General features: G+C 62.3%; 16 protein-coding genes. 10 read left to right on the top strand and 6 right to left on the bottom strand.

Annotation, left to right across the window (positions count from 1 at the left end):
• Positions 1-37: 37 nt before the first annotated feature.
• On the top strand, positions 38-1,630 hold the full coding sequence (locus OIM99_RS09250; RefSeq protein ID WP_311850044.1) for an AMP-binding protein: 1,593 nt from the start codon (positions 38-40) through the stop codon (positions 1,628-1,630).
• 2 nt (positions 1,631-1,632) lie between these two features.
• On the top strand, positions 1,633-2,253 hold the full coding sequence (locus OIM99_RS09245; protein ID WP_311850043.1) for a 2-hydroxychromene-2-carboxylate isomerase: 621 nt from the start codon (positions 1,633-1,635) through the stop codon (positions 2,251-2,253).
• Positions 2,254-2,256: 3 nt separating this feature from the next.
• On the opposite strand, the gene OIM99_RS09240 is transcribed toward OIM99_RS09245, so the two are convergent.
• From OIM99_RS09240 to pal, 5 genes are all read right to left on the bottom strand, one after another.
• On the bottom strand, positions 2,257-3,234 hold the full coding sequence (locus OIM99_RS09240) for a tripartite tricarboxylate transporter substrate binding protein (protein WP_311850042.1): 978 nt from the start codon (positions 3,232-3,234) through the stop codon (positions 2,257-2,259).
• Positions 3,235-3,358: 124 nt separating this feature from the next.
• Positions 3,359-5,278, bottom strand: coding sequence for an ATP-dependent zinc metalloprotease FtsH (gene ftsH, locus OIM99_RS09235; RefSeq protein ID WP_311850041.1), 1,920 nt, complete (start codon positions 5,276-5,278; stop codon positions 3,359-3,361).
• Between the two features lie 177 nt (positions 5,279-5,455).
• The gene (gene tilS, locus OIM99_RS09230) at positions 5,456-6,484 is read right to left on the bottom strand and encodes a tRNA lysidine(34) synthetase TilS (RefSeq protein WP_311850040.1); all 1,029 of its coding nucleotides are present in this window, start codon (positions 6,482-6,484) and stop codon (positions 5,456-5,458) included.
• Complete coding sequence (gene ybgF / locus OIM99_RS09225; RefSeq protein WP_311850039.1) at positions 6,471-7,574, bottom strand: tol-pal system protein YbgF; 1,104 nt, start codon at positions 7,572-7,574, stop codon at positions 6,471-6,473. The genes tilS and ybgF overlap by 14 nt, the downstream gene beginning before the upstream one ends.
• Before the next feature lie 265 nt (positions 7,575-7,839).
• Positions 7,840-8,340 (bottom strand): peptidoglycan-associated lipoprotein Pal, encoded by a 501-nt coding sequence (gene pal / locus OIM99_RS09220; RefSeq protein ID WP_311850038.1) that lies wholly within the window; start codon positions 8,338-8,340, stop codon positions 7,840-7,842.
• Between the two features lie 396 nt (positions 8,341-8,736).
• Here pal and OIM99_RS09215 point away from each other — a divergent pair, with 396 nt between their 5' ends.
• The 3 genes from OIM99_RS09215 to OIM99_RS09205 all read left to right on the top strand — a co-directional run bounded on the left by OIM99_RS09215 (position 8,737) and on the right by OIM99_RS09205 (position 12,302).
• On the top strand, positions 8,737-9,522 hold the full coding sequence (locus OIM99_RS09215) for an FTR1 family protein (RefSeq protein ID WP_311850037.1): 786 nt from the start codon (positions 8,737-8,739) through the stop codon (positions 9,520-9,522).
• A 117-nt stretch (positions 9,523-9,639) separates the two neighbouring features.
• A complete protein-coding gene (locus tag OIM99_RS09210) occupies positions 9,640-10,620 on the top strand; it encodes a D-2-hydroxyacid dehydrogenase (RefSeq protein WP_311850036.1) in 981 nt (326 codons plus the stop codon).
• Positions 10,621-10,682: 62 nt separating this feature from the next.
• Positions 10,683-12,302, top strand: coding sequence for a choline dehydrogenase (locus OIM99_RS09205; protein WP_311850035.1), 1,620 nt, complete (start codon positions 10,683-10,685; stop codon positions 12,300-12,302).
• 19 nt (positions 12,303-12,321) lie between these two features.
• On the opposite strand, the gene OIM99_RS09200 is transcribed toward OIM99_RS09205, so the two are convergent.
• Complete coding sequence (locus OIM99_RS09200) at positions 12,322-13,347, bottom strand: adenosine deaminase (RefSeq protein ID WP_311850034.1); 1,026 nt, start codon at positions 13,345-13,347, stop codon at positions 12,322-12,324.
• A 318-nt stretch (positions 13,348-13,665) separates the two neighbouring features.
• Here OIM99_RS09200 and OIM99_RS09195 point away from each other — a divergent pair, with 318 nt between their 5' ends.
• From OIM99_RS09195 to OIM99_RS09175, 5 genes are read left to right on the top strand one after another with little or no spacing between them, the layout of a single operon-like run.
• A complete protein-coding gene (locus OIM99_RS09195; RefSeq protein WP_311850033.1) occupies positions 13,666-14,715 on the top strand; it encodes an ABC transporter substrate-binding protein in 1,050 nt (349 codons plus the stop codon).
• An 8-nt stretch (positions 14,716-14,723) separates the two neighbouring features.
• Positions 14,724-15,584, top strand: a complete 861-nt coding sequence (locus OIM99_RS09190; protein ID WP_311850032.1) for an ABC transporter ATP-binding protein — start codon at positions 14,724-14,726, stop codon at positions 15,582-15,584.
• Entirely contained in the window at positions 15,584-16,384 is an 801-nt protein-coding gene (locus tag OIM99_RS09185; RefSeq protein ID WP_311850030.1) for an ABC transporter permease, read from the top strand. Before OIM99_RS09190 ends, OIM99_RS09185 begins: the two co-directional genes overlap by 1 nt.
• A gap of 29 nt (positions 16,385-16,413) precedes the next feature.
• Positions 16,414-17,391 carry a 2-oxoglutarate and iron-dependent oxygenase domain-containing protein gene (locus OIM99_RS09180; protein WP_311850029.1) on the top strand — a complete coding sequence of 326 codons (978 nt, stop codon included), beginning with the start codon at positions 16,414-16,416 and terminating at the stop codon, positions 17,389-17,391.
• A 19-nt stretch (positions 17,392-17,410) separates the two neighbouring features.
• On the top strand, positions 17,411-18,481 hold the full coding sequence (locus OIM99_RS09175; RefSeq protein ID WP_311850028.1) for a LacI family DNA-binding transcriptional regulator: 1,071 nt from the start codon (positions 17,411-17,413) through the stop codon (positions 18,479-18,481).
• Positions 18,482-18,543 lie beyond the last annotated feature (62 nt).

Genomic DNA, 18,543 nt, shown 5'->3' with positions numbered 1-18,543 from the left:
GAAGAAAAAGAATGGAAGCACCCAAGGAAACACGCCCATGACCTCCTATGAGGCTTTGCCCTTCGTCCATCCGTTCAGCGGCCAGGATGCTGGAGAATTGCTGCGCGCCCGCGCCGCGGCCCGTGGTCCTCATCCTCTGCTGATCTGGGCACCGTTCGACGCACCGGTTCGGACATGGAGCTATGCGGAGTTCGCGCATGATGTGGCCTGCGTCGCCGGCGGCCTTCTGAAACGCGGCATTCGGCCGAAAGATCGCATCCTCGTTCATTTCGAGAACTGTCCGGAAACGCTCATTGCCCGTTTCGCCTGTATGTGGATCGGTGCCATTGCCGTGTTGAGCAATGCCGCTCTGGCCGGGCCGGAACTGCGCGATGTGGTCGAGGCCGCCGGCGTGCGCGCTGCGATCACGCAACCGAAATTTGCCGGGCTACTCGCCGAGCATTGCCCGCATCTCGAATGGATCGCGATTTCCGAAACGGATGCGGGCGAAACGCCGACCAGTGCAAGCCGGCCGGCGAAGGCGGAGAGCTTCACTGCCCTGATGGACGCGCCCGCACCAGCCCAAACACCCGACCCGACCGCCGACGCCCTGATGCTCTTCACCACCGGCACGACGTCGCGCGCCAAAGGCGTGGTGTGGACCCATGCCAATGTCTTGTGGGGTGGCAAGCTCGGCGCTTTGCAGAACGGACTGCGCGCTGACGACGTCTATCACATTTTCCTGCCGCTCTTTCACGTGGTCGGCTTTTCATGGTCGTTCCTGCCAACGCTCTATGCCGGCGCCACGATTGTTCTGCAGCCTCGGTTCTCCGGTAGCCGCTTCTGGGCAACGGCCCTCGAACATGGCGCAACCGTTTCATCGCAGGTGAAGTTCACCACCAATGTGCTGGCACAGCAGCCAACGCCCGCCCATCGCCTGCGCCAATTCATCACCGCCTCTCACACCCCGAAAGTGGCGCGACACTTCGGCGTTCGCGAAATCGGCGGATGGGGCATGACCGAAATGGTTGCCGAAGGCATCGTCGGCGACCCCTGGTCTGATTTCCCTAGCCGCTCCATCGGCCGTCCGTCGCTCGGCTATCGCATTTTCATCGAGGACGATGATGGCCGCGCCGTGGGGCCGGGCGAAACCGGACATCTCTTTGTCGGAGGTGTTCGCGGCCTCTCGATTTTCCGCGAGTATGACAACAATGCTCAGGCCAATGACGCGGCCTTCGATCGACACGGCCGCTTCATCACCGGCGATCGGGTCGTCCTCCTGGAAAACGGCCTGATCGAATTCGGCGATCGCACCAAGGATGTCATTAAGGTCGGTGGCGAAGGCGTTTCTGGCGGTGAGGTTGAAGTCGCCATCGGCGCGGTCGAAGGCGTCCGCGAAGTGGCTGTCGTCGGCCGGTCGGATGAAACCATGGGCGAGGTTGTCGTCGCCTTTGTGATCTTGACGGCGGGAGCGGAGGCCGAGGCAACCCGCGCTCGCATCCTCGCGCATTGCCGTGCGTGCCTGGCGAAATTCAAGGTGCCGCGCGAGATCCATATCGTTGAAGACTTCCCGCGCATCGGCTTTGGCAAGGTCGCGAAAGTGAAGATGCGCGAACAGCTCAATGCCGCGCGCACCGGCGAGCGGGCATGACCATGGCTGACAAAGATCCGATTGCCTTCTATTTCGATATTTTCTCGCCGTTCGCTTATCTTGCCTCACACCGCATCGATGCCATCGCCACGCGATATGGGCGCACCACCGATTGGCGCCCGGTTCTCGTCGGCATCACCGTTCTCAAGGTGATGGGCATGAAACCATTGATGACCTATCCCTTGAAAGGCCCATATCTGCGGCGCGATGCCGAGCGGTTGGCGCAGATGTGGAACGTGCCCTTTCAGTTTCATGGCTTGAAAGGGCATCATTCCCTCAATGCCATGCGTGCTTATGTATGGCTGAAGCAGAGCGACCCGGCTCTTGCCAAACGTTTCGCCCAGGCGATGTATCGTCACCTTTGGGTCGACAACCAAGACATCACGCAGCCAGAAGACGTCATGGTCGTAGCTGCGAAGCTCGGCATCGATACGACCGAACTGCGCGCCGCCATCACATCCGATGCGATCAAGAACGCGCTCAAGCACGACGTCGAAGGCGCGATCAATAAGGGCGTTTTCGGCGTGCCTTTTTTCATCGCCGACGACGAGCCGTTCTTTGGTTGTGACCACCTGCCGATGCTCGAACATTGGCTCGAACACGGCAGATGGAAAACAGCGTAACGGTTACTCGACCGTCGCACCCGAAGCTTTGACCACCGGAGCCCAGCGCGCCACTTCGCTGGCAATGAACGTTGCGAATTCCTCCGGCGTACTCGACAGCGGATCGAGTCCGATTTGCGTCATGCGCTGGCGGGTGTCTTCACGCGCCAGCATGGCGCGTAGAATGCCATTGTAGCGATCAACAATGGCCTTCGGGGTACCCGCCGGAGCCACGACACCAAACCAACCGCGCACGTCGAAATCCGCGTAACCCTGCTCGGCCATCGGCAACACATCGGGCAAGGCGCGCGAGCGCTCTTTCGACGTCACGCCGATCGGTCGCAGCGTTCCCGCCTGGATATGCGCAATGACATCGGGAATGCTAACGAACATGAGCTGAATGCGGCCAGCCAGGAGATCGGGAACCGCAGCCGCGGCGCCACGATAAGGCACATGCTGCATCTTGATGCCCGTCTTCATCTTCAGAATTTCGCCAGAGAGATGCTGGGTCGTTCCCGTCCCGGCTGAACCGAACGATATCTTGTCTGGGTTCGCTTGCGCATAGGCGACGAGTTCAGGCACGGTCTTGGCCGGCACGGATGGATGCACGACGACGACATTTTTCAATTCCGCCGCCAGAATGATCGGCGCACTGTCCTTGACCGGATCCCACTTCATGCGCTCGCCATAAAGCGCCTTGTTGATGCCGTGCGTGGAAACGGTGACCATACCGATCGTGTAGCCATCCGGATCGGAGCGAACGGTCGCTTCGGCACCCACATTGCCGCCGGCGCCCACGCGATTCTCGACGATGACCTGCTGACCCAACTGCTTGGAGACATCATCGGCGATCATGCGGGCGAGCACATCCAGCGCGCCACCTGGCGTGGTCAGCGTGATGAGGCGGATCGTTCGGTTTGGAAATTCTTGCGCCGCCAGGGGCATCGCCGAAGACAGGACACCCAATGCCAACACGGCGACCAAAGTTCGCAATCTGCCCATTTTCGTTCCCTCCATATTATTATCAGCCCAACTGATAACGGGAACGGCGGCGCGCTGACAAGTCATCCGCAAAACAAAATACCCGGCACGAGGCCGGGCATTGATATCCATCCAAGGCGAAGGCTTACGCCGTCGGCTGCGGTTCCATGCCACCTTCCGGCCGTGGGCGCGGCTTGTTGGTGGTGGTCGGCACCGGCGAGGAGCGCGGCGCCGGCGGCTCGTCCGTCGGCTGACGGGTCGGCCGCTTGCCGTTGAGAAGATCCTTGATCTCGTCGCCGGTCAGCGTTTCGTATTCGAGCAGCGCCTCGGCGAGATTGACGAACTCGTCGTGCTTCTCGGTGAGGATCGTGCGTGCCGCTTCCGTCGCGGTATCGACGAGCTTGCGCACTTCCGCATCGATCTTCTGCGCCGTCGCTTCGGAAATGTTCTGCTGCCGGCCAACCGACATGCCAAGGAACACTTCTTCCTGGTTTTCGCCATAAGCGACGGTGCCCAGTTCTTCGGAGAAGCCGAGACGCGTCACCATGGCGCGCGCCATCTTCGTCGCCTGTTCGATATCGCCGGAAGCACCGGAGGTGATATTCTCCTTGCCGAAGGTCAGCTCTTCGGCCATGCGCCCGCCCATGGCGACCGCAAGCTGCGAGGTGAACTCCTTGTACTTCATCGAATAGCGATCACCTTCCGGCAGGAATTTCACCATGCCCAGCGCGCGACCACGCGGAATGATCGTTGCCTTATGCACGGGGATGCCGGCCGGCACGAACAGGCCGACGATGGCGTGGCCCGCTTCGTGATAGGCGGTGAGCTTCTTCTCCTCCTCGGACATGGCCATGGATTTGCGCTCGGCGCCCATCATGACTTTGTCCTTGGCGTCTTCGAATTCCTGATGGGTGACGATGCGCTTGTTGCGCCGCGCCGCCAGCAGGGCTGCTTCGTTGACGAGGTTCATCAGATCGGCGCCGGAGAAACCGGGCGTGCCGCGCGCGATGACCTTGAGATCGACATCGGGGGCGAGCGGCACCTTGCGCACATGCACGCGCAGGATCTTCTCGCGGCCCGAAACGTCCGGGTTCGGCACCACGATCTGCCGGTCGAAACGGCCCGGGCGCAGCAGCGCCGGATCGAGCACGTCGGGCCGGTTGGTCGCGGCGATGATGATCACGCCTTCATTGGCTTCGAAACCGTCCATCTCGACCAGCAACTGGTTGAGCGTCTGTTCGCGCTCGTCGTTGCCGCCGCCAAGACCGGCGCCACGATGACGGCCGACCGCATCGATTTCGTCGATGAAGATGATGCACGGCGCGTTCTTCTTCGCCTGCTCGAACATGTCGCGCACGCGGCTGGCGCCGACGCCGACGAACATTTCGACGAAGTCGGAACCGGAGATGGTGAAGAAGGGCACGTTGGCTTCGCCGGCGACCGCACGCGCCGTCAACGTCTTACCGGTGCCGGGCGGACCGACGAGCAGGACGCCGCGCGGTATTCGCCCGCCGAGCCGCTGGAACTTCTGCGGATCGCGCAAGAACTCGACGATCTCCTGCAAGTCTTCCTTGGCTTCGTCGATGCCGGCCACGTCCTCGAAAGTGACGCGGCCATGCGCTTCGGTGAGAAGCTTGGCTTTCGACTTGCCGAAGCCCATGGCTTTCCCGCCGGCCCCCTGCATCTGTCGCGAGAGGAATATCCAAAGTCCCAGGAAGGCGATGACGGGCAGACCGTTGACCAGCAAGGTCACCAGCCAATTGTTGCCATCGCTCGGCGGACGCGCCGAGATCGAGACGTTCTTGTTATAGAGGCGCTGCACCAGGCTCGGATCGCTCGGCGCATAAGTCGAGAACGAGCGGTTGTCCGTGTAATGGCCTGTGATCTCATGGCCGGCGATCGTCACCTCGCGCACGCGACCTTGGTCGACATCGCTCAGCAACTGGCTGAAAGCGATCTGCTGCGATGGCTCACGCTGACCGGGGTTGTTGAACAACATCACCAGTGCAACGACGAGCAAAAAGATGATGACCCAGAGAGCAAAATTCCGGACGTTGGGGTTCATTCGATCCTGCCAATGGCTTCTGGCTTCGGCGCGCTGGAGCGCAGCCGTCCAGATCATGGTCCTATGTAAGCCGCCCCCTGCCCCTTGCCAAGGGAAGCTGCTGTGCGAACAGCAATATGAACGGCCAATTCGGGCGGCAACGTGAAACAAGTCTGACGCTAAAGGGTGAATCAGTCCCTAGCGGCCACGCTGGCGCGGGCCTTCACGGCGAATTTCGAGCCGGCCATTCTTGTTAAGCTTCAGAACCGCGCCGCTGAGCGTGCCGCGCCACGCCTGCCCCTGTAATAACCCCGCCGCAATTGCCTGGGCTACACCTTCGAGCCGGTCAAGACGCGGCGCTTGCGCCTCGCCGGTGACGGCAGCGATCTCCGCCTTCAGCATGGCTGCGATGAGTGCGTCCGGCAAACCGGCGAACGGCGCGAAATCAAGCTCATGGCCGGAATCGTCAGGCAACGGCGTGCGAACAAGCCTGGCCTGCTGCGCGGCAATCGCCCAGTCGATCACCGCCTGGGCGCCGGCCATGCGCCGGCCGAGACGGGTCAGTTCCGCCGTCCCAAGCCCTTCCGCCGTCAACAGACCAGCCAACCGGCGCAGCCGCGTGCGGGCATAGTGCGGATCGTCGTTGGAAGGATCGCGGATGAAAGGGATGGTGTTGTAAAGACAGACCTTTTCGAGGGTCCGCTTGTCCCAATCCAGCAGCGGGCGCAGCAACGGCAGATCACCAGTCAATCCGTCGATGGTAACCGCCTGCATGCCCCGCAGGCCGGCCACGCCGCTGCCACCGAGCAGGCGGAACAGAATCGTTTCGGCCTGGTCGTCGGCATGATGGGCGGTCACGAGTGCCGCAGCGTCATGGCGTCGCGCCACCTCGGTGAGCAGCCGATAACGGGCCTCACGGGCCCGTTCCTGGATGCGGGTCTTCGGATAAGGCCCGCCCCAGCGCGCAATCTCATGTTCGATGCCGGCTTTCTGGCACCAGGCGGCAACCATGGCCGCCTCATCGGCGGCCTCCGGCCGCAAGCCGTGATCGACCGTCGCCGCCACGATGGAACTGCCGCCGGCCTGCGACCACTGCCGCGCCAGCCACAGCAGGGCCATGGAATCCGGTCCGCCGGAAACGGCGATCAGCAGCCGCCCATGGGCGGCGAAAGGCGCAAAAACCTGCTGCGGATCGGGCGCGTCAGCCGGCCCTTCAACACTGCGCACGTTTGTATTCGCGGTCGGCGGCATTGCGCAGGCTGGCAGAAGCCGTTGGATATTTGCGGCCGATCTCGCCCCAGGCCGCGCACGCCTGTTCCTTGGCACCGAGCTTATCGAGCGACTGGCCGAGCCGGTAAAGCGACTGCGGCACGCTGCCCGACTTCGGATAATCAGTCGAAACCTTCAGGAACTGCTCGGCCGCCTCGCGATGGCGATTGCGGCGCGAGAACGTCTCGCCAAGATAATAGGTCGCTTCCGGCGTCAAACGGCCCGTCGGATAACGACTGACGAAATTGCGGAACTCGCCTTCCGCCGATTCATACTGGCCCTTTTTGAAGGTCGCGACCGCCTGGTCGAATTCCCCGCGCGGACCGGCCACCGGCGGCAGCGACGCCACCTGATCGCCCGCGCCTGAGGGCGGCGATTGAACTTGCTGCTGCGGCTGTGGCTGAACCGGTTGCGATCCGGGCGCCGGAGCCGGCAATGGCGAACTGCTGATCGAGCCCTGGCGCATCGAACCGCCGGAGCGCGGAATGCGGCCGTTCGGATTGGTCAGATCGATCGGGCCGCCACCATCGTCATCACCTTCATCGATGATCGGCGGACCCATCGGATCGATCGGCCCCTGCGGCAGACGCCCGCCGCGCGTTTCCGGCAGGGAGCCAATGACACGCGGCGCGCCTGGCGCATTGGGATCGGCATCGGGATCATAGGCATCGTTGCGCCCACCGCGCGACGGAGGCGCCACGGGGGCCGGCGCCGTGCCGGCTTCGCTGCGCCGCTGCGGCGGTGGACGGCTTTCGCCGCCGCCCGCGGGCGCTCCGCCCATGCGCTGCATCTGCTCCTGCAACTGGCGGTTTTGATACTGCAATTGCTCGATCTGGCCGGTCATCGACCGCAACTGGCCTTCCAACCGCTCGATGCGCAGCAACAGGCCGGCGGGGTCGGCGCCCTGGGCCTGCTGATAATAGCCGCCGCCATCGGGCGGTTGACCAGGAACTTGACCGGGCGGACGAAACGTCTGCGCCCCGACATCCATGGGGAAAATCGCCAGCCCGAGAAGGGCAGTGGCTGCTGAAAATCTCTTCAAAGTCATCGATGAATCCGGGCCGTAATCACGAATTCGCAGACGCCAAGCACCGTAGGCGCGCCGCGGAACCCACCGATTAGCATAAGGGGCGCTTTGGCGAAATTGCGGCCAAGATCAGACACCTCCAAGATTGCATCGCAAGACGAGATCGCCATCCACCTGAGCAGACAGAAAAATGCCGGCGTCAGAGGAACGCCGGCAAGGTTTTCACCTCTTCATCGGATCGGGACGCCGCCTGGAGGCGAACGGCGCCCGTCACGCTGAATTTCGATCAAGCGCCGGGACCACCCAAAACGGTGACGGCGCGCCGGTTCTGCGACCAGCAGGAGATATCGTTGCAGACGGCCACCGGCCGTTCCTTGCCATAGCTGATGGTGCGCATGCGGCCGGCCTGAACGCCACGGGCGATCAGATAGTTCTTCGCCGCTTCGGCGCGCTGCGCGCCGAGCGCAAAGTTGTATTCGCGCGTGCCGCGCTCATCGGCATGGCCTTCGATGGTGAAATTATAGCGCGAATACTGGTTGAGCCATTGCGCTTGTTTGTCGAGCGTCGCCTGCGCGGACGCGTTCAATTCGATCGAATCCGTATCGAAGAACACGCGATCGCCGACGTTGACGACGAAATCCTGCTGGCTGCCGGGCGTCGCGGCACCCGCGCCCGCGCCGAGGCCAGCGGCGTTCGGATCTTCACTTTTGGAACAGGCGGAAATCGCCAGCGCCACAGTCAATGCAGCGGCAACGCGCAACAGACGAACGCCAGAGAAAAAAGACATACCGAAACTCCTCAACAGATGCGCGAACGGCCCCATCCGCGCCACCGTCAGCTCACCAATGTCGTAAGGCTCATTTGGTTAAGCGAAGGTTCCGTCAACCTTGCCGACAGGTTGTTAAACTGCGTTGCATTTTAGCCAATCGCCGTCGTGGTTAACAGAAAGTGACCTTTAGCCGGAGGTTCGTGGCGGCAATGCGGCCAGATCAGTGCCATCGGCGATTTGCGCCAAAGCCGCGATCACAAAGCAATAAAGCCTGTAACGAAAGCCCGCCAAGTGTCACGACCAAACCATCGAGGATGGAATTATTCCAAACAATATCAATGACTTTTCCATTGCACTTGGCCGTCCGCCAGCGCATGGTCGGCACCCATAAGACCTCCCGTGGGATGCCTGCCTATGAAATTGGCACTGGAAGCCGGCCTCATTCTGCTTCGCGAAGGCCTCGAAGCCCTGCTCATCGTCACCGCTCTGGCCGCCGCCATGCGGCGCGCGGGCGCCCATGAACGTCTGCGTCCGCTTTATATCGGCGCCGTCCTTGCCATCATCGCCAGCCTGATCGCCGCCTGGATTTTCCAGATTTATTTCGACGGCACCCATGACGACCGCATCGAAGCCGTCGTCCTCATCATCGCCGCCGCCTTAATGCTCTACATGAGCGGATGGCTGTTCCTGCGCCAGGATCCGAAAAAGTGGAAAGCGGAAATGGCGCGGCTCAGCGGCGATGCGCTGACCGCCGGCACCGGCTTTTCGCTCGGCCTGATTTCCTTTCTCGCCGTTTTCCGCGAAGGCGCCGAAACGGTCCTCTTTCTTTATGCCCTGGCCTCGACGAGCGGCGGCTGGTCGGCGGACCTGTTGCTCGGCCTGGTGGTGGCCGCCGTGGCGCTCGCCGCCATCTATATCGCGATGCAGTGGCTCGCCATGCAGATTCCCGTCCGCCCGCTCTTCATCATCACCTCCGCCTTCCTGTTCATCATGGGCCTGCGTTTCGTCGGCGCGGCGATCCAGGAACTGCAGGAGCAGACGCTCATTTCCTACGATCTGTCGCCAGAACCCGATTGGCTGGTGTCGATCACTGGCAATCCGACATGGGAGGCGCTTGGCGCGCAACTCGTCATCGCGCTGATCGCACTCGTCAGCTTGTTTGCATTGCGCGGCAAGGCACAGCCCGCAACCACGGGCTGACGCCCATCGCCATATGCGGTTTCGTAATAACGCCTTTAACGCGCGCTAATAACGCACCGTGTAGACGCGGTTCGCCGATCAGGGCTACTGTGCCGCCGGAGCAACGCCCGGACCCAGATGCTAAAAATCGCTTTGTACAATCCGTTGGTCGATCCGACGGAATTCATTGAACGCCTGCGTGCCGATCCCGATGTGCGCCTGATGGTCGCCGAACGCGATGAGGACATTGCCGGCGCCGTGGACGGCGCTGAGATCCTGATCACCGGCAACCGTTTCTATCTGCCCGAACCCGCCGCGTTGATTCGCCAGCACGGGCGCGCCTTGCGTTGGCTCAACTTCGTCACCTCGGGCATCGACAAGGCGGTCAACAGCGGCCTGCCGCCCAATGTGGTCGTCACCAATGTCGCGGGCGTGCGCGCTTTCGCCGTCGCCGAACATGGCTTCGCGCTGATGCTCGGCCTTGCCCGATATGTGCGCGCATCCGAAATCGCACGTCTCAAAGAAACTTGGGTGCGCGACGACATCACGCCACCCATCACCAATCTGGCGCGCCGGCATCTGGTCATCGTCGGCACCGGCGCCATCGGCCAGGAGATCGCCCGTCTCGCCAAGGCCTTCAACATGCACGTCACCGGCATCAGCCGCTCGACGACGCCGCTCGAGAATTTCGACGACATCCGCCCGCGCGAGGCCCTCGTCGAGACCGCACGCGAAGCCGACTATCTGATGGTGGCGGCGCTCGCCGGCCCGCAGACCGACGGCATGATTTCACGTGCCGTCATCGACGCGCTGCGCCCCACCGCTTTCCTGATCAACATCGCACGCGGTTCGCTTGTCGAAGAGCCGGCGCTGATCGAGGCCTTGCAGGCCGGCCGCATCGCCGGTGCCGGCCTCGACGTGATGGAGACCGAACCGTTGCCGCCGGGGCATCCGCTCTGGTCGATGGAGAATGTGCTGTTGACCCCCCATGTCGCGGGTGCCGGCGATGCCGGCATCATCACGGCGGCTTCCCTCTTCATCGACAATCTCCAGCGTTGGCGCACCGGCCAGCGCCTGCGCAACATCGTCATGGAAACAGACGGCAAGAGAGCAACTTAGGAAGCGAGCGACATAGTCGGCCGGCCGCGTTTCGAAAGCAGCTCTGATCAGGTGAGGGATGGATGAGGAAGGGGTACGATTACATTATTCTCGGCGGCGGTTCCGCCGGTTGCGTTCTGGCCAATCGACTGTCCGCCGATCCCGCGTGCCGCGTGCTTCTGGTGGAAGCCGGCCCACGCGATTGGGATCCGCTGATCCGCGTACCCCTGATGGCCGGCCAGTTCTATCGTCGCAGCCTGCACAACTGGCAATATCTCACCGAGCCCGAACCGCATCTCGACAATCGCCGCATCGAATGGCCGCGCGGCCGCGTGCTCGGCGGCTCTTCCGCCATCAACGGCATGGTTTATACGCGCGGCAATCGCTACGACTACGACCAATGGGCACAGCTCGGCCTGCGCGACTGGTCTTATGAGAAATGCCTGCCCTATTTCCGCAAGTTCGAGGATTTCGAGGGCGGTGCCAACGACTATCACGGTGCCGGCGGCGAATTGCCCGTCACCCAGCCGCAGACGCAGCATCGCTTCTACGACATCTTCCATCAGGCGGCGCTCGACAGCGGCGTACCCTATAATCCCGACTTCAACGGCGAACAGCAAGAAGGCGTCGGTCGCTACCATTCCTCCATCGGCAAAGGCGAACGCTGGAGCACGGCGCGCGCCTTCATCGATCCCGTGCGCGAACGTCGCAATCTCGACATCGTCACCGGTGCCTCGGTTCTGAAGGTGACACTTGAGGGCACCCGTGCCACCGGCGTCGACCTCGTCGCCAACGGTCTTTCGGCCCATATCCACGCGGATCGCGAAGTGATCGTTTCCTGCGGTGCGATTTCCTCACCCACCGTTCTGATGCATTCGGGCATCGGCGATGCCGACGACCTCAAGGCGGCAGGTGTCGGCGTCAAGGTGGCCTCGAAGAATGTCGGGCGCAATCTGCAAGATCACCTGAACGTGCGCATGCAATACGCGGCCAAGAAGGAAGACGCGCTGTTCGGCCTGCGCCGCTTCGATCGGGCTGGCTTTGCCATGGCGCGCGCCATTCTGTTCAAGAGCGGCCCGGCAACGAAGTTTCCGCTCGAGGGCGGCGCTTTCATCAAATCACGGCCGGATGTGGCGGCGCCGGATCTGCAAATTCACTTCACGCCCGGCCTCTCGACCGCCAATCTGCGTCATCCCCTTCAGAAGAGGCCCGCCAACGGCATCTATGAGGGCTATGGCTTCTCGGCCAATGTCTGCCATCTGCGCCCAGAGAGCCGTGGTAGCATCAAGCTGAAGAACAGCGATCCCCTCGACCGGCCGGCGATCCAGGCCAATTATCTCGCCGCCGAGGGCGATCGCCTCGCCATCCGCGAAGGCTTCAAGCGGCTGCGCGCGCTCTTCCAGCAAAAGGCCTTCGACGAGATTCGCGGCGATGAAGTGCTGCCCGGGACGACGGTGGAAACCGACGGCGACATCGACACCTACATCCGCAAGAACAGCGGTTCGATCTATCATCCCGTCGGCACCTGCCGCATGGGCGTCGACCCCGAGTCGGTCGTCGACGAACATTTGCGCGTGCGCGGCGTCGACGGCCTGCGGGTGATCGATGCCTCGATCATGCCCAATCTGGTCAGCGCCAACACCAATGCGCCGACCATCATGATCGCCGAAAAGGGCGCCGACTACATTCGCGGCACCCATTGAAACAGAGACCGGCGGCCGTTCACGCCGTTGCCGGCCGATGCGCATCGATCTCGTCGAGATAGCGCTGGCGTTGCGCGTCCGAGATGAAGGCGCTGGTGAAGCCATTGCGCGCCATCTGCCAGATGTCCGTATCGCTGAACCCGAGCGCAGCCTGGATCGCGGCGAAATTGGCGTTGATATAGGCGCCGAAATAGGGCGGATCGTCGGAATTCACGGTGATGCACAAACCCGCTTCGTGCAGGCGACGAATGTTGTGCGAGGCCATGTCGGGAAAGACATTGAGCATGCAGTTCGACATCGGACAGACCGTGAGGGGGATGCCGCGTTCGGCGAGTTCGCGCATCAGGTCCGGATCGCTCTCGGCGCGCACGCCATGATCGATGCGCTCGCATTTCAAAGTATGGAGCGCATCGCGCACATAATCGGCGCCGCCCTCCTCGCCCGCATGCGCCATGGTGTGCCAGCCGCAATCGCAGCGCGCGATATCATAGGCGCGGGTGAATTTTGACGGCGGATTGCCAAGCTCCGGACCGCCCATGCCCAATCCGACGATGCGATCGCGCCACGGCCGCACGGCTTTGATCATATCGAGCGCATCGCTTTCATCGAATTGGCGCTGAATGCCGACGATCAAACCGCCGGTCATCCCGTGGCGGCTCTTGGCGTCGTCGATCGCCGCCAGAATATTGTCCATCACCTCGGCGATGGGAATGCCGCGCCGCAGATGCGCCTGCGGGCTGATGAACACTTCCGCATGGCGCACGTTCTCACGTGCCGCGCGGGCGAAATAAGCCGATGTCATTTCATAGAAATCACTGCCCTTCTGCAGAACGGTAAGCCCCAGATAGAAGAGATCGAGGAAGGATTGCAGGCTGTCGAAACGATAGGCCTGCCGCACTGCGTTCGCATCGGCATAGGGCAGTCTGATGCCATTGTGCTCGGCAAGCTTGATCAAGGTTTCAGGCTCGAGCGAGCCTTCCAGATGCATATGCAATTCGGCCTTCGGCAGCTTGGCGATAAAGGGCGAAATCTCGATACCGGTCATGAACAGTCCTTCGCTTGCTGGGGCGTGCTGACGCATTCCTGTGCGCCCGCGCCTAATTCTTGAACATGGATAGGCGCGTCCAGACGCGCCGCCGCAATCCTCCTAACGCGATCCACCGAAAGCCGTTTTCCCAAGCCAATCAGGCACTCGCGCACGGCTCACCAGGCATCCGAAAGGCTTGGCACGCGGTTTGCTGAAAACGTTTTCAGGCATTTCGAACATCTCCGTCTCCGATTCCGATCCGGCCATTGCAATAAGAGGACCAGCATGCTGCTTGCCCGTGCAATACGAAAACCTGCCGTCGTTCTGACAACGCTTATGGCGCTCGCCACGACCCCTGCCTGGGCGCAACAGGCGAAGCCCTTGAAGAAGGTGCGCGTCGCGGTCGGCACCTCCGTACTCAACGTCGGCTATCCGATGCTGACGCTGCCCATCACCTTGGGCTATTGGAAAGCGGAAGGCTATGACGTCGAGCTGATGCCGGTCGGCGCCTCGCTTCAGGCGCTGCAGCAGATGGTCGCCAACAATGCCGACTTCGCCCAGGTGAATGCCAGCGTCGTCGTGCAAGCCAATTCCAAGAACAACCTGCCGGTGCGCGTCATCATGGGCAATGGCATCATCGACTGGTCGATCGCCGTCGATGCCGATGGTCCGATCAAATCGGTCAAGGATCTGAAAGGCAAGACGATCGGCGTGTTCAGCCTCGCCACCGGCGGCATCGCTTATTTCAACAATTTTCTGCGCGCCAACGGTCTTGACCCGACCAAGGACGTCGACCTCGTGCCGCTCGGTCTCGGTGCACCACCAGTCGAAGCGATGAAGTCGAAGAAGGTCGACGGCCTGCTCTATTGGGCGGCGGCACAGGCGGTGTTCGAGAACAACGGCCTGAAACTGCGCAAGCTCGTCGGCGACGATTGGCGCAGCTATCCCGACTATTCGCTTGCCGCCATGCAGGGAACGCTCGACAAGGACCCTGAACTTGCCATCGGCATTGCGCGCGGTGTCGCCAAGGCGACGATCTATGCGCTGGCCAATCCCGAATGCGCCGTCAAACTGCACTGGCAGCATTACCCCTCGACCAAGCCATCCGGCGCCGACGAAGCGACCTTGGTCAAATGGGACCTCAACGCCCAGCAGGCGCAGCTCGACTCCTTGGCCGAAGGTTTCAAGCTGAATGGCGGTAAATTGTGGGGCGCGGCCGATCCCGCAGCCTTCGAGCGCCTGATCAAACTGATGATCGAGGCCAAGCAGATCGACAAGCCGGTGCCCGCGCCCTCGCTTATCGTCAAGACGCCGGACTTCTTTGAAAAGGTCAACGCCTTCGATCCGAAAGCGATCGAAGCCGATGCCAAAGCCTGCAAGGTTTGAGGTCCCCGATGGGTGACACCATGACCCTGCCTCATGTCACCACCGCGTCGCCGCCATCCACGACGCGCCACGCTCCTCTTATTGCGGACGCCGTGCGCGAAACGCTGCTGCGCATCGCCCATGTCGAAAAAACCTATGCGACCAAGGATGGCCAGGCCATCCATGCGTTGAAGGACGTCAATCTCGACATCGGCAAAGGCGAGTTCATCAGCATCGTCGGCCCCAGCGGCTGTGGCAAGACCACGCTGCTGAAGATTCTGGCCGGCATTCTCAGGCGCTCCTCCGGCGACATTGCCATGCAGGGGCGCGATCTCAACGGGCCGAGCCGCGAGCTGGGCGTCGTCTTCCAGGCGCCGGTTCTGCTGCCCTGGCGTACAGTCTTGCAGAACGTCATGGTGCCGGTCGAGGTGCAGAAACGCGAGCGCGCCAGCTTTGAACAGCGCGCCCGGCAATTGCTCGCCATGGTCGGCCTCACCGGCTTCGAGAACAAATATCCGACCGAACTGTCCGGCGGCATGCAGCAGCGCGTCGGTATCTGCCGCGCTCTCGTCCATGACCCCTCTTTCCTCTTGATGGATGAGCCGTTCGGCGCGCTCGACGCCATGACGCGCGAACAGATGAACGAGGAATTGCAACGCATTTGGACCGAGAGCCGCAAAACCGTGCTGCTCGTCACCCACAGCATTCCCGAAGCCGTCTATCTCGCCGATCGCGTCGTGGTGATGACGCCGCGTCCCGGCCGCATCGTCGACATCATCCCCGTCGATCTGCCGCGCCCGCGCACGCTGGCGATGCACAATACGCCGGAATTCGGCCGTTTCGTCGCGCGCATCCGGGCCCATTTCAATTCTACCGGGAGCCTCGACTGATGAAAGTTGATGACCGCCTGCACCGCTTCACCCAGGCCGTGCTGCTGCCGCTGGCGACGCTCTGCCTCTTCATCGGCGGCTGGGAAGCGCTCGTGCGTGGCTTGGACATCAGCCAGATCGTCCTCCCCTCCCCGTCGGCCATCGCATTCGCCTTCAGCGACGGCCTGCTGAGCGGCGATTTCACCTGGCATCTGGCGGTCACCATGTATGAAGTGCTGGCCGGCTTCATTCTAGGTGCCGCCGCCGGCCTGGTGCTGGGCTTCCTCATCGCGCTCGTGCCGCTCGCCGAACGCATCCTCTATCCCTATATCGTCGCCTTTCAGACCGTGCCGAAAGTGGCGATCGCGCCGATCATGGTCATTTGGTTCGGCTATGGCGTCACCTCGAAGATCGTCATCACCGCCACCATCGCCTTCTTCCCGCTGCTCGCCAACACCATCATGGGCCTGCGCGCGACACCGCACGATCAGATCGAAATGCTGGTTTCCTACACCGCCTCGCGCTGGCAGGTGTTCACCATGGTGCGGCTGAAACAGGCCCTGCCTTACATTTTCGTCGGCCTCGACGTCGCCATCGTGCTGTCGGTGATCGGCGCCATCGTCGGCGAGTTCGTCGGCGCCAAGGCCGGGCTCGGCTATCTGATCCTGCAAAAGAACTTCAATCTCGATATGGCCGGCACCTTCGCCATCCTCATCATCCTGTCGCTGATTGGCGTCGGCCTGCATGCCATCGTCAGTTGGGCGCAGCGCCGCATCGTCTTCTGGATAGATACCGCCGGCGATCGCGTGATGGGCGCCTGATTTCAAACCTCGTCTCCTAGGAGGAAACTGTGCAATCCACTGTCCGTGCCGCGGCTGCCGATGAAATGCCGATACTCGATTTGAGCGCCTTGAACGACGGCGGCGACATCGCCCCGATCGCCGCGCAATTGCGCTATGCCTGCCTCACCACCGGCTTTTTCTATGTCGCCAATCACGGCATTCCCGAACCGGTGATCGACGATCTGTTCGCCACCACCAAGCGCTATTTCGATTTGCCGCTCGAACAACGCCTGCCCCATCGCATGGATGAAAAATACCGGCGCGGCTTCATGCCCCAAGGCATCAACCAGCATCCGGGCTTCGCGCCGGACCTGAAAGAAAGCTATGAGATCGGCGTCGACCTGCCCGAAAGCGATCCCGATGTCGTCGCCGGCCTGCCGCTGCATGGCCCAAACCGCTGGCCCGCCGATTGCCCCTGGCTGCGCACCGCGTCTGAGGCCTATTTCGAACAGGCACAGGAGCTCGGGAAACGGCTTTTGAAGGTCTGCGCCGTCAGCCTCGCCATGCCGGAGGATCACTTCCTGCAATTCTGCACCAAGCCCATGGTGCAGATGCGCCTGTTCCATTATCCGCCGCAGGAGCCCGTCAGCGACGACAAGGCTTTCGGCGTCGCCCCGCACACCGATTACGGCATGATCACGCTCCTGCTGCAGGACCCGATCGGCGGCCTGGAACTGATGATGCGCAACGGCGAATGGGTCAGCGCGCCTTATGTGCCCGGCACGTTGGTAATCAACATCGGCGATCTCTTCCAGCGCTGGACCAACGACATCTACGTCTCCAATCCACATCGCGTCATCAACCGCACCGGCAAGGAACGCTATTCGATCCCGATGTTCTTCAACCTCGATTACAACAGCCTGGTCACCTGCCTGCCCTCCTGCCAATCGGCGACCAATCCGCCGAAACATCAGCCGATCAAATCGGGCGACTATCTGTTGAGCCGTTTCCGCGACGTGCAGAAATACAAGGTTCAGGCCGCCTGATCGTCCAAGAGACACGACGATGGCCGATGTAAAACCACGGCGCACGACGGCCCCCAAAGCCACCGTCAAGGACATCGCGCGCACCGCCGGCGTCTCCATCGCCACGGTCTCGCGCGTCCTCAACAATCCCGACCTCGTCGCCGCCGACAAGCGCCGCGCCGTGCAACGGGCACTGAGCCGCCACGACTACATTCCCAATCGCACGGCACGCGCGATGGTCTCGCAGCGCTCCCGCGCCATCGGCCTGATCGTGCCGACCCTCGCCAATCCGCTCTTCGTGCCGTCGATCGCAGCCATCGAGCAGGAGCTGGATCGCGCCGGCTATGCCCTGATGATCAATTGCCACGAGCGCGATCCGGCGCGCGAGGTGGCACAGGCCCGCATGTTCATCGAGCGCGGCATGGATGGCCTGCTCATCACCGGCTCGGACCATCTGCCTGAACTGCCAGCGCTGCTGGCGCGCCATCGCATGCCCTATGTCACCCAGGACATCGCGTTGGATACTCCCATGGGGCCCAGCATCGCGCTCGACAGCGTCGGCGCTCTCAACGCCGCCATCGATCATCTCCATGCCCTCGGCCATCGCCGCATCGCCGTCTTCTCCGGCCCGATCCACGACACCCCGACCGTGAAGGACCGCTTTGTCAGCGCCATCGCGCGCATCAAGCATCACGGCCTGCCCTGCCCCGAAGCCTGGCGCGTGGTGACCGAGGATTACAGCAATCATGCCACCCGCACGGCCGCGCGCCGGCTGCTCGACTGTGATGAACGCCCCACCGCCGTCGCCCTGACCGGCGACATCCTCGGCCTCGGCCTCACCACCGAATGCCGTGCCCACGGCCTCAACGTCCCACACGACCTGTCGATCATCGGCTGCGGCGACACCAATATGGGCGAATATGTCGACCCACCTTTGACGACGGTGCGCATGCCTTTCGTCGACATGGGCAGAACCGCCGCGCAGCATCTGCTCGCGCTGATCTCCGGCGAACGGCCGCCCAAGCTCACCGTCCTGCCTTATGAGCTCGTCGTCAGGCAGTCGGTGACGGCGCCAGTGAAAATGAAACGCCCGCGCGCCAAACAAGCCTAACGCTGTACATCTCCGATGAATTATGATTCTGAAATCGGCAAGCACCGGAGCCGATGGTTTCG

This window comes from Methylocella sp. CPCC 101449, from assembly GCF_031921685.1.
Lineage (GTDB): Bacteria > Pseudomonadota > Alphaproteobacteria > Rhizobiales > Beijerinckiaceae > Terripilifer.
This window is presented reverse-complemented; position numbering and strand designations above follow the sequence as displayed.